Source organism: Paucibacter sp. XJ19-41 (genome assembly GCF_028462495.1).
GTDB lineage: Bacteria > Pseudomonadota > Gammaproteobacteria > Burkholderiales > Burkholderiaceae_C > Roseateles_E.
Genome location: NZ_JAQOWX010000147.1, coordinates 1 through 11,567 on the forward strand (window position 1 = coordinate 1; position 11,567 = coordinate 11,567).

The following is an 11,567-nucleotide window of genomic DNA, read 5'->3' on the forward strand; positions in this document are numbered from 1 at the left end:
GGGGGCGACGCGGCCGCGCAGGAGCTGGCGCGGCTGGCCCGCCAGCCCGGTGCACCCGCCGCCTGGATCGCGCTGCTGCGCGCCGAACTCGCACACCGACGCGGCGAGCCGACGGCCGAGGCCCTGTACCGCAGCGCACTGGAGCTGAACAACGATGTCTACACCCGGGCCGCCTATGCCGACTGGCTGCTGGAACGCCAGCGCTGGCCTGCGGTGATCGCGCTGCTGCAGGGCCAGGCGTCGGCCGACGCGCTGCTCTTGCGCCTGGCGATTGCCTGGCAGCGCAACGGCGATACGGCCCGCGCCAAACCGGCCGTGGCCGAGCTGCAGGCCCGCTTCGAGGCCGCAGGGCTGCGCGGCGACGGTGGCCATGAGCGCGAGCTGGCCCGCTTCGCGCTGGACCTGCGAGGTGATGCCAAGGCCGCGCTGGCCCATGCCGAGGCCAACTGGGCGCAGCAGCGCGAGCCGGCCGATGCGCTGCTGCTGGCCCGCGCGAAGGAGGCCGCGCGATGAGAGCGCTGACATGCCTGTTGTCGGCCCTGCTGTGGCTGGTCGCGCTGCCGGCGCTGGCCCACAAGCCCAGCGATGCCTATCTGCGCCTGAGCCTGCAGGGTGCGAAGCTGGAGCAGCGCTTTGACATCGCACTGCGCGATCTGGACCGCGAACTGGATCTGGATGCCGATGCGGACGGCGCGCTGCAATGGGGCGAGCTGCGCTCCCGCGCCCCGGCGATCCAGGCCCTGGCCGAGCAGGGCCTGAGCCTCGATCTGCGCGATGCCAAGGGCCAGGCCTGCAAGCCCGAGGCCTATCGGCCGCTGCAGATCAGCTCGCACAGCGATGGCCGCTATGCGGTGCTGAGCCGCAGCTGGCACTGCGAAGCCCCGCCGCAAGACCTGACTCTGGGTTACCGGCTGTTTGCGTCCAGCGACCCGACCCATCGGGGCATCGCTCGCCTGCAGCGAGGCGAGCAGGCGAACCAATTGCTGGTGCTGGCACCCGATGGCCGGCCACAGCAGCTCAAGCTGGGCGACGACGCCGCCGCACTGGGACTCGGCGGCTTCTTCCTCGAAGGCGTGCACCACATCTGGATCGGCATCGACCACGTGTTGTTCCTGCTGGTGCTGCTGCTGCCAGCGGTGCTGCTGCGGCTGTCGGTCAGCTGGGCCCCGGCCCCGGTGTTGCGGCCGGCGCTGGTCGAGGTGATCGGCGTCGTGACCGCCTTCACCGCCGCCCATTCGATCACGCTGGGCCTGGCCGTCTTCGGCGTGCTGGACCCACCATCGCGCTGGGTCGAATCACTGATAGCGGCCAGCGTGCTGCTCGCGGCGATCAACAACCTCTACCCGGTGGTCAAGCGTTCGCGCTGGAAGCTCAGTTTCGCCTTCGGCCTGATCCACGGCTTCGGCTTTGCCGGTGCGCTGAAGGATCTGGGGCTGGGGCAGGGCGCGCTGGCCGGGCCGCTGCTGATGTTCAACCTGGGCGTCGAGGCCGGGCAGTTGCTCATCGTCGCGGTCTTCGTGCCGCTGGCCTGGTTGCTGCGAAAGCAAAGTTTCTACAGCCGCTGGTTGCTGGGCGGCGGCTCGCTGCTGGCGGCCGTGCTGTCCCTGGTCTGGCTGCTGGAGCGGGCCTTGGCTCTCAACATCATTGCCGCGTCGGGCTAAACCATCGCGATATGAGCGACCAGATGCGCGATGGCGTGCGCCAGCATCGCAGCCTCGAGCCCGCATCGCCAGAACAGCCACCCGGCCACAAGGCCGAAAACCGTGTTGCCGAAGACCACGAACAAGGCCGTCGATAGGGTGACGGCACCGAGAGTGGCGATCAAGGCCGGCAGATGGCCGAGTCCGAATATCAGGGCACTGACGGCAATCGCGGCATAGAGATGTGCGGCGCTCGGCGCGCTGCGGCGAGCACCGAGCGCCCGCCAGATCGCCCAGGTCGCCAGCGTCATCAAGCCCCACCGTATCAGCAGTTCCTCGGTGATCCCGCCGTAGAGCAGCTTGGCGATCAGCGGGACCTGGATCGCCTGCTGGACTTGCAGCAGCTCTGCGGGCGCGAACCGTGCAAGCAGCACCAGCCAGACACCGCCCAGCACACCGCCGATGAGTCCGGGCCAGCACAGCCGTCGCAATGAGGGCCATGGTGACTGGCGCTGCGCCATCGCCGTCAGCAGCGGTGCTCGCAGTCCGACCTTGTCCGCCCGCCTCATCCCCACCCAACCGGCCAGGGCCAGCAAGGCAGTGCTCTGCACGCCGCTGGCCAGTTGCAGCACCCACAGCGGGGCCGGCACTGCCTGCCCTTGCAGCATTTGCGGCAGCACCAACCAGGCAATCAGCAGCACGCCGGGAAGCCCCGCCAGCATGGCGAGCAGGAAAAATCGCGTCTTCATCAGTGGGTTCGCTTTCGATGGGTGATGGGGTTCATGAGCCGTTCAGCCGAGTAGCGTCAAATCGTGCCCCGTCGACAAGATCAGGGAGCAGGGATGCCGATCAACAAGAGTTCACCACCGGTCCAAGCCTTCTGGCGCGCGTTCATCGCTGACCATGGGGTCGAGGTTTNAGATCAGGGAGCAGGGATGCCGATCAACAAGAGTTCACCACCGGTCCAAGCCTTCTGGCGCGCGTTCATCGCTGACCATGGGGTCGAGGTTTCGTCCCGGTTCTACGAGGCGTTCAGCTTCTCGGACAACCCGCAGGATGCTGATGCCCTGGCCCTGAAGGTACTCAAGGGCAGCAAGACCGGCACATCCACCCTGCTCTGGTCGCTCCAAGCCCAGGGGGAACTGCCCCCGACCAGAGACGCCCTGAGCGTGGTCACCGACGGGGCAGGGCGGCCGCTGTGCGTGATCGAGACCACCAGCGTACAGCTGCTTTCTTTCGATGCGGTGACCGCCGAGTTCGCCGCCTCCGAAGGCGAGGGCGACCTCTCGCTGGCGCACTGGCAAGGCAGCCACTGGGACTACTTCTCGCGCGAATGCGCGCGGCTGGGGCTGGAGGCCTGCGGCCAGATGCCGGTTGTCTGCGAACGCTTCCGGCTGGTCTATGCCGCGAAGCCGCGCTGGTTGTGAGCGGAGCGCAGCGTTGTGCATCACGGCGACAGCTGCTGTTTGAGCTGCCGCAGCAGCGATGACCGCATCTGTCCGATCAGCATGCCATGGTCGACCGTGCCGAGCGACATCTGCGCCAGCTCCTGTGCCGATGCACTCATCGGCGAGGCCTGAATCAGACGCCTGAAGTCGCTGAAATCGTTGTGCCCCGCACCCAGCAGCAGATCGACCGATTTGTGGGCGGGATTCAAGGTAGCCACCTCATTCAAGCTGGGGTCCGCCGGGTCGCCCGACAGCAGCACCAGGACCGGGTGCGGCCAGGGCTGGCGGGTTTCGCCCCAGACCCTGCCGTCCATGATGGCCGAGGTCTTGATGCGCGGATCCTGACGGCCGCCCTGCAGCGCGGCCGAGCCGCCAATGGAATGCCCCAGCGCCGCAATCTTCTGCAGTGACAGCCGCCCGCCGAAGTGGCTGGTGTTGGCCGACTCCAGCCAGTCAAGCACCCGAGCCTGGTTGCCGACCATGCCCTCATGCAGCCAGCCAAAAAGGCTCAGTTGCTCGGCTTCGCTGCTAGGTCTTTCTGCGGCCGGGATGACGCTGCCGTCATCCGTTGCCACCGCCATGGAGACAAGAGGATGGTCAATGCCCACGACAACAAACCCATGGCTGGCCAGTTCCTCAAGCAGGCTGCTGTACAAGTCCACATTGAAGCCATAGCCCGGCGAAAAGAGGATGACCGGCCAGCTCTGCGCCAGGTCCGGTGGCACGTCGGCAAGAGCGCGGGTCTTGATGCGCAGCGCGCCCTCCAGCGGCACTCGCCAGGGCCTTTCAAGGCTTGCGATCAGCTGCAATGGCAGTTTCGGGTCCAGGTAGCCGGCTCTCTTGGCCTGCACTTGCGGCCGCACGGGATGCCAAAGCGTCAGAGGCAGCGGCTGCGCCTGTTCGGGCGTGGCCGCCCCAGCCGCGAGTCGCAGGCGCATCTTGCCGACGCAGTGCTTGCCGGTGGGCTCGGGCAAGGCCATTGCCCCTTTCGGCAAGGGCTCCAGCCCGCAGCGACCGTCGTAGCTTTGCAGCCGGGTATTCAGCTGCTCGGGCAAGGAGCTGCCGCCCCCACCGCAAGCAGTGCAAAGCGCGGCGAGTGCGAGCACGGCGCTGCGCTGTCGCCACGGGCGCGAGAGTCGTGGCAAGGACTTTGTCGAGATCAACATACTTCGGGATCGTTGTGAATCGGGATAGAACGCGCCGGCGCTTGCGGAACGCCCTGTTTATTGCGGCTTCATGCGCTCACGCAGGAAGGCGATGGCGGCGTCCAGATGAGTGCCTTTTGCGATGGCCTCGTGGTCTGCGTCAGCAGCCTCGACATAGCTCACCTCGGTGCCCACGGAACGCATCAACTCCACCTGCTTGCGCGCCGTGACGGCGGGTGTCTGCAGGTCCTGTGCCCCTTGCAGATAGAGCACCGGGGCGGCCAGCTTCACCATACCCGGCCGAGTGCGGTCCAGGGCCCGGCGCAGCGCTGGCTGGCTCAAGGCATCGCGTCGGATGGCAGGGAAGCTGGCGATGGGTCGGTCGGATTTGATGTGCTCAAACAGTGCCCGACCGACGGCGTCTTCGAAGTCCCTGCAGCGCTTGACAGTCAAAGCCTGCGCGGCCAGAGCCTCGAACTCAGGGCGCAGCAACAAAGATGGAGCAAGCGCAGCATCCTGCGCCTGCAGACCATAGGCGACCATGGTGCCGTTGAAAGCCAGCGAGTAGGCAGCAGCGCCTGCAGCGTCCGTCTGGCCGGCTTGCTCCAGCGAGTCGATCATCCCGAACAAGTCTTGCAGACTCGCCGCCACATCGGTTCCGGGCGCCAGCACGGCCACGGCCCGCAAGCGGTGGCGAGCCTCCAGACGACTGGCGTGCTGCGCCGCTGCCATCGCCGCATGCCCGCCTTGCGAATGACCGATCACGACCCAGTCGGCACTCAGACGGGCGCTCGCGAAATCGTGCGCGCCGCGCACCGCCTCCACGATGCTCAGGCCATGGCTGCTGAGGCTGTAGTAGGGATGAACGCCGGGGCCGCCCAGCCCCTCATAGTCCGGGGCCAGCACCGCAAAGCCCGCCCGCAGCAAGGCATTGACGGGCGTTTCCACATCTCTCCAGTCAGTGTCAACGCTGGGTGCGCAGGCATCGGCCACGCCTGTTGTGCCATGGGCCCAGACCGCCAGCGGCCAGCCGCCGGCCGGTGGCGCGCCTGTCGGTGTGAAGAGCAGCGCGTCGGTCCTGGTGTGACCGCCGCGAACGGCGGGCATCAGATAGGTGAATCGCTCGGTGCGTGCGGCAGCCTTGATGCTTGCCGGCGTGGCGACGTCATTGTTGTTGACCAGTGAACGGGTGTCGCCCCCGCCGCCACAAGCCATCAGGCAGGCGGCGCAGAGCAGCGCGCCCGCTGCGGTCATCGTCCTTCGAAACTTCATTGCAGGGATGGCTCTGGAGCCAAGTTGGGAACAGACGAATGCTGCCCACCTAAGCTGAGCCGGCCATGAACCCGACATGAGCCCCGGATGAGGCCGCCGGCATGCCATGATGCCGCCCCATGGATCGCCCGACGCACCCCCTTCATGCCTCACCCGCGCTGCTGGCCGCCTTGCTGGCGGCCTGTACGCTGCCGCCGCTGATCGCCTACAACCTGACGCCGATGGCGACGCTGTTCAACCAGCTCGCCGCGCTGGCAGGCTGGGGACTGTGTCTGTACCTGCTCGCACCGGCGAGGCAGGGCCTGCGCCCGAACGCGGCGCTGCTCGCGCTGGGGCTGCTGCTGCTGGCGGCGCTGGTCGCACCCAATGGCGCATCAAGCGCCGCCGCGCTGGCCGCAGCGCTGATGGTGCTGCTGGCCGGCCTGCGCGCCGGTGGCGACGCGCGGGCGCGCGAGCCGGTGATGGACCTGTTCTGCCTGGCTCTGCTGGTGGCCGGGCTGCTGAGCGTGGCGGTGGCCCTGGTCCAGGTGTTCGCGCCGGGCTGGGCCGATGGCAGCGTGATCGCACGCTCCGGCGTGGTCGGCCGGGCGGTCGGCAATATGCGCCAGCCTAATCATCTGGCCAGCCTGCTGATGTGGGCCTGCGTCGCGGCGGTCTGGCTGGCCAACTCGCGCCGGGGCCGGCCCTGGGGGGCCGCGCTGCCGGCGCTGCTGTTCGCCTTGGTGTTCGCCGTGGTGCTGAGCGCCTCGCGCACCGGCATGATAGGTGTCGGCCTGCTGGCGCTCTGGGGTCTGCTGGACCGCAAGCTCAGCAGGCTGTCGCGCTGGGCCCTGGTGGCCACGCCGCTGATGCTGGGCCTGAGCTGGCTGCTGATGTCGGCCTGGGCCGCCAGCTCGGGCCAGGCCTTCGGCGCCGAGTCGCGGCTGGCCGAGGGCGCGGGTTCGCCCTCGCGCCTGGCCATCCTGGCCAATGCTTGGCGCCTGCTGCAGCAATACCCGCTGACCGGCGTGGGCTGGGGCGAGTTCAATCTGGCCTGGACCATGACGCCCTTCCCGGCTCGGCCCACCGCCTTCTTCGACCACACCCACAATCTGCCGATGCAGTTGCTGGTGGAGCTGGGCTGGCCGCTGGGCCTGCTGGTGATCGCGCTGCTGCTGTGCTCGGTCTGGCGCGCCTTCCTCTCGGGCCTGCGGGCGCCGGATGGCGCGGCGCCGCTGCTGCGCTGCGCCTTCATGATCGTGCTGATGATTGGCCTGCACAGCCTGCTGGAGTACCCGCTGTGGTACGTCTACTTCCTGCTGCCGGCCGTGTTCGCGCTGGGACTGTGCCTGGGTGCTGCCGCGCCGACCAAAGCCGGGCAAGGCCTGACCCTGCCGGCCGGGGCGCTGCGCGCGGCCGGCGTGCTGATGATCGCCGGCAGTGCCTTCGCGCTGTGGGACTATCTGCGCGTGGTCGAGATCTATATGCCGCCGGCACAGTCCGCGCCGCTGGAGCAGCGCATCGCGCGCGGTCAGCACAGCCTGTTCTTCGGCGCGCAGGCCGACTACGCGGCCGCCACCAGCCTGCCCGCCGGCCCGGCCGCCTTGGAAGCGACCCGCCGCACCGCCCACCAGCTGATCGATACGCGGCTGATGATGGCCTGGGCCAAGTCCCTGCACGCCAGCGGCGACACCGACCGGGCCCGCTACGTCGTGCAACGCCTGCGCGAGTTCCGCAACAAGCAGGCCGAGGACTGGCTGGCCGAATGCGAGGAGCCAGAGGTCAGGGCGCTGAAGCCGCCGCCCTTCCAGTGCGAGCAGCCGTCACGCGACTACGATTTCAGGGAGATGCGCCAGTGAGAACTAGGATCACTCGCTGAACCAGAGCTTGTTGACGTCGTAAGGCACGGACACCCGCTTGGCATCAACAGTCTTGAAGAGCTTCCACAAAGGCAGTGGATCGCGTTCGGCGCCCAACACCAGTTTCTGCCCGTCTGACTGAGCCTTCAGCCAACGGATGAACTTGGCGACCGTCGGAGCCGGATCATTCCATTCCTGGACTCGACGGAAGAATTTGGGGTAGACCAGGGCACCGGCAGCTGTCAACGCCGACTTCGTAGGCACAAAGCCTCGAGTCGTTGCATCGACGGCCCATACTCCCAACGAACGGTTGCGCGCTGCCGCAGCAGCAGCCTGAAACACCAGCGCATGCGCTTCCTCGGTGTTGTCGTAATAGGCAGGAAACGCATGGCCACGAGCGGCCTGGCTGTGATTCACGCTGGACTTCACCAAGGGCGTGACTGCTGCCGCTGAAACCTCCTGGCCGTGGGCAAAGCCGGACAGGCTCGGAAAAATGTAGCCGAGCGGACGCTGGTTTCCGTCCAGACCATGAGTGGCCAGCCAGGCTGGCACAGCAGTGAGCGGGCCATCGGCGGTGAAATCCTGATCCGTCAGACCCATGGCCTTCGGACTGATGCCAACCTTCTTCAGCAAGGCATCCCGGGCCTTGGCTCCCAGCGGCTGCGCCTTCTCGGGGGCATCGATGGATTGCAGCCTGATGTTCACCGTTCGCTTCCCTGAGGGGTCGACCGGCACATTGGTCTTGACACGATTGCTCTTATAAGCCTTCGCGGCGGCAAAGGCCAAGGTATCTCCATCGGGCTGCTGGCCGGTGCGCACCACGCAGATGCCCCGGAGCATCAGGAAAGGAACACCTCCCGTGTTGAGCAGATTGACTGTTCCCACAAAGCCTCCCTGATTGGTCGTGAGCGCAACCTTAGGCAAACGCCTGTCGCAATACATCCAGAGAACTGGCGATGACGACGCCAACAACCGCATGCGCGAGTGGACACCCAGTTGTGTACGATCTCCGTACAAGAGGGAGCAATAGTATTGATATGCAACTGACCTTGGCATGGTGGAACACCGGGCTGTCACCGACGAAAAGTCTGGAGAGGGCTAGCCCCGGGGAACTTGAGGCCGCAGCAGCTGTACTGGGGAGGCTCTTGGATGTCGCTAAGGTTGACTTTCTTGCACTGGGAGAGGTTTCGGAAAGCGATGTCGCGTCGATGCAGGAGTTCCTTGGCCAGAGGTTCTTGAATTTCTCCGTCTTGCACGCCCAGGAAAAAGCCGGACGTAGTCATTTCGATACGAGTCTGATTTACAGGAATCAACTCTTGGTGACGCCTCGGGAAGCGCTCGTCCGATGGAAACTAAATCGGGCAACGCGAGTGGCTCAACGGTTTGATGTGGAACTGATAGACGGCAGTCTTTTTCACACGTATGTGTCCCATTGGCCTAGCAGGCTAAATGTGGGTGCGTCTGAACCTGACCGTTTGATGCTGGGGCACCTGTTGCGTCAATCTATCGACCTCGCGCTTGAAGCAAGCCCAGTCGCGCCGCTAGTCCTGCTTGGCGACTTTAATGACGAGCCTTTCGATCCAGTGATGGACAACGCACTGCTAACCTCAAGGGACCGGATTCTTGTGCATAAGACCCCTCAACTGCTCTACAACCCTTTCTGGCGCCATATGACTTCGTATGAGCACACGGATGGGGCGCATCAGTTCAGTGACCGGGGGACCTACTTTCATGCATCCGGGCAAGTTACCCGATGGAGGACTTTTGATCAGATGATGTTCTCTGCCTCGCTTGTGAATGGCGAGAGTGGGTGGATGCTGGACGAAATGGCTACACGCGTACTCGACGAGCCTGCGCTAATGGCGCTGATCGAATCGAAATCCTCTGTTTTTGACCACTTGCCCATTGTTGGGCGCCTTATCAGGAACCAAGCAAATGGTTGATTTTTCCAGCCCATTCCATCGAGGGTTGAGTGCGGCAAAGCAAGCGCAGGAAAACCGCGATGAGGTGCGTGGTGTCTTCGCTCAGTTCAATGAAGCACTCCGTGAGATAAGCCAGGGACGAGCGGAAATCGCAATCGTGCCTCTAGCTGACACCCTGAACGCCCTATCAAGGGTTGTTCTAGCAATGGACAGCGAGGCGAACTCCGAGCATGTTCTCGCAGTGCGAAATCCTCAAAGCACAGATTTTCGACCAAGAAACATTGCTCGTTGGAAGCAGAGCGAGAGTGGCTATCCCTGCTCGGTTCTGTGGGGTCAACGACATACTTCATGTGACAACGCCGAGTCGCTGACTAAAGAACTTTCATCGCTCTTCAGTACCCCGATGGTCGGGGAGGCAATCGAAGCCGCAATGAACCATCCGCCCGTCGGCTAATTACTCGAACGACGTTATGAAATCGGCCGTGTTGCGGACTATCGCAGGATCTCGGCTATGCCCTATCGGCCACCCTTGCTACAAGCATGCTGGAGCCCCTGCACTAGTTCAGGTAGCGCAGAAAAATAAGCACCAGCGACATGTATCGAGGTAGCCCTCCTCGATTGGCAGGAAGACAAGCTTTGGAGATCACGGACTCGACCAGTCGCCGCTCTTGCCGCCCTGCTTCTCCAGCACGCGGATCTCGCCCATCACCATGCCGCGATCGGCGGCCTTGCACATATCGTAAATCGTCAGCAGTCCGATCTGCACCGCCGTCAAGGCCTCCATCTCGACGCCGGTGCGGCCCAGCGTCTCGACCTGGGCCGTGCACTGCACGCTGGCGCCAGACTCATCAATCTCGAACTCGACCGCCACGCGGGTGATGGGCAGCGGATGGCACAGCGGGATCAGCTCGGCGGTGCGCTTGGCCGCCTGAATCGCGGCGATGCGGGCGATGCCCAGCACATCGCCCTTCTTGGCCGTGCCGCGGGTGAGCAGGGCCAGCGTGGCCGGCAGCATGGAGATGCGGCCGGCGGCGCGGGCGATGCGATGGGTTTCGGCCTTGGCCGACACATCGACCATATGGGCCTGGCCCTGGGCGTCGAAGTGGGTGAGTGCGGAAGTCATGGCAGCGGCAACAATCTGGAAACCTGCGATCTGCCATCATAGGCGTCTGACCTGCCTGGAGAATGCCGCGAATGCCTAGTTTGATGACCCGCCCGCGCCGCCTGGCCGTGGCCTTGTCGGCCGCCCTGATGCTGCTGCCGGGCCTGCCCGCAAAGGCCCAGGTCAATCTGCCGGCCCTGGGCGACTCGGTGTCGCAGGACCTGGACGTCAATGACGAGCGCCGCATCGGCGACCAGATCATGCGGCAGATCCGCATCGACCCCGACTATCTCGACGACCCGCTGCTGCTCGAGTATGTGCAGTCACTGTGGACCCCCTTGGTGAATTCGGCCAAGCAGCTGGGTCAGATCGGCGACGACACGCAGCAGCGCTTCGCCTGGGACATCTTTCTGGTGCGTGACCGCAGCGTCAACGCCTTCGCGCTGCCGGGCGGTTTCGTCGGCACCCATCTGGGCCTGATCGCGATCACCAGCGCGCCCGACGAGCTGGCCTCGGTGCTCGGCCATGAGCTGGCCCACATCACCCAGCGCCATATCGCGCGCCGCATCGCCGGCGACTCGCGCAACAGCCTCCTGGCCACCGCCGGCCTGATCGCCGGCCTGCTGGTGGCCTCGCGCTCGGGCAGCCCCGATGCGGCCCAGGCCGCCATCGTCGGCAGCCAGGCCGTCGCGGCCGCCGCCTCGCTGAGCTTCTCGCGCGATATGGAGCGCGAGGCCGACCGCGTCGGCTTCAACTTCATGACCCAGGCCGGCTATGCGCCCTCGGGCATGGCCAGCATGTTCGAGCGCATGGAGCAGGCCTACCATCTGATGGACGCCGGCAATTACCCCTATCTGCGCTCCCACCCACTGACCAGCGAACGCATCGGCGAGGCGCGCGCGCGCCTGGGCACCGGCACGATGGAGCGGCCGCATGGCCTGGCCCTGCATGCGCTGATGGCGGCGCGCTCGCGGGTGCTGATGGACCCGCGCGCCGAGACCTGGACCAAGCTGCAGGAGCTCGACGCCGGCGTGCGCGACAGCCGCGGCGGCACGGCCGGCAATGGCTTCGAGCAGCTCGGCGCGCGCTATGCCAGCGCGCTGGCCTCGATCAAGATGCGCAACTACGGCCGCGCCGACAGCGCGCTGCGCAGCGCCGAGCTGCTGCTGCAGATGATGGGCAGCGACCCGCGCTCGGCCC

11 protein-coding genes and 1 pseudogene are annotated in these 11,567 nt (G+C 65.7%); 7 read left to right on the top strand and 5 right to left on the bottom strand.

From position 1 onward, the window contains the following. Positions 1 to 513, top strand: a pseudogene (locus PO768_RS25335) (hypothetical protein); the annotation flags it as partial. Further along, positions 510 to 1,661: a HupE/UreJ family protein gene (locus tag PO768_RS25340; RefSeq protein WP_272648253.1), complete on the top strand. Its 1,152-nt coding sequence runs from the start codon at positions 510 to 512 to the stop codon at positions 1,659 to 1,661. The pseudogene PO768_RS25335 and the gene PO768_RS25340, both read left to right, overlap by 4 nt. On the opposite strand, the gene PO768_RS25345 is transcribed toward PO768_RS25340, so the two are convergent. Further along, complete coding sequence (locus tag PO768_RS25345) at positions 1,658 to 2,389, bottom strand: CPBP family intramembrane glutamic endopeptidase (RefSeq protein ID WP_272648254.1); 732 nt, start codon at positions 2,387 to 2,389, stop codon at positions 1,658 to 1,660. The genes PO768_RS25340 and PO768_RS25345 overlap by 4 nt on opposite strands. A gap of 186 nt (positions 2,390 to 2,575) precedes the next feature. Between PO768_RS25345 and PO768_RS25350 the strand changes: the two genes are divergently transcribed. Further along, the gene (locus PO768_RS25350) at positions 2,576 to 3,067 is read left to right on the top strand and encodes an ASCH domain-containing protein (protein WP_442953300.1); all 492 of its coding nucleotides are present in this window, start codon (positions 2,576 to 2,578) and stop codon (positions 3,065 to 3,067) included. A 20-nt stretch (positions 3,068 to 3,087) separates the two neighbouring features. Here the strand turns inward: PO768_RS25350 and PO768_RS25355 are convergent, their stop codons facing one another. Both PO768_RS25355 and PO768_RS25360 read right to left on the bottom strand, forming a co-directional pair. Further along, the gene (locus PO768_RS25355; RefSeq protein ID WP_272648256.1) at positions 3,088 to 4,143 is read right to left on the bottom strand and encodes an alpha/beta hydrolase family protein; all 1,056 of its coding nucleotides are present in this window, start codon (positions 4,141 to 4,143) and stop codon (positions 3,088 to 3,090) included. A 168-nt stretch (positions 4,144 to 4,311) separates the two neighbouring features. Beyond that, positions 4,312 to 5,613, bottom strand: a complete 1,302-nt coding sequence (locus tag PO768_RS25360; protein ID WP_272648257.1) for an alpha/beta hydrolase — start codon at positions 5,611 to 5,613, stop codon at positions 4,312 to 4,314. A gap of 11 nt (positions 5,614 to 5,624) precedes the next feature. On the opposite strand from PO768_RS25360, the gene PO768_RS25365 reads away from it, so the two are divergent. Then, entirely contained in the window at positions 5,625 to 7,343 is a 1,719-nt protein-coding gene (locus tag PO768_RS25365) for a PglL family O-oligosaccharyltransferase (RefSeq protein WP_272648258.1), read from the top strand. 9 nt (positions 7,344 to 7,352) lie between these two features. Here PO768_RS25365 and PO768_RS25370 read toward each other — a convergent pair whose 3' ends face one another. Beyond that, the gene (locus PO768_RS25370) at positions 7,353 to 8,321 is read right to left on the bottom strand and encodes a thermonuclease family protein (protein WP_272648259.1); all 969 of its coding nucleotides are present in this window, start codon (positions 8,319 to 8,321) and stop codon (positions 7,353 to 7,355) included. Positions 8,322 to 8,380: 59 nt separating this feature from the next. Between PO768_RS25370 and PO768_RS25375 the strand changes: the two genes are divergently transcribed. Both PO768_RS25375 and PO768_RS25380 read left to right on the top strand, forming a co-directional pair. Continuing rightward, on the top strand, positions 8,381 to 9,286 hold the full coding sequence (locus tag PO768_RS25375; protein ID WP_272648260.1) for an endonuclease/exonuclease/phosphatase family protein: 906 nt from the start codon (positions 8,381 to 8,383) through the stop codon (positions 9,284 to 9,286). After that, the gene (locus tag PO768_RS25380) at positions 9,279 to 9,719 is read left to right on the top strand and encodes a hypothetical protein (RefSeq protein WP_272648261.1); all 441 of its coding nucleotides are present in this window, start codon (positions 9,279 to 9,281) and stop codon (positions 9,717 to 9,719) included. Before PO768_RS25375 ends, PO768_RS25380 begins: the two co-directional genes overlap by 8 nt. 189 nt (positions 9,720 to 9,908) lie before the next feature. Here PO768_RS25380 and moaC read toward each other — a convergent pair whose 3' ends face one another. Further along, positions 9,909 to 10,388 (bottom strand): cyclic pyranopterin monophosphate synthase MoaC, encoded by a 480-nt coding sequence (gene moaC / locus PO768_RS25385; protein WP_272648262.1) that lies wholly within the window; start codon positions 10,386 to 10,388, stop codon positions 9,909 to 9,911. A gap of 71 nt (positions 10,389 to 10,459) precedes the next feature. On the opposite strand from moaC, the gene PO768_RS25390 reads away from it, so the two are divergent. Then, positions 10,460 to 11,567 (top strand): M48 family metalloprotease (locus PO768_RS25390; protein ID WP_272648263.1); only part of this gene is annotated, 1,108 nt, incomplete at its 3' end.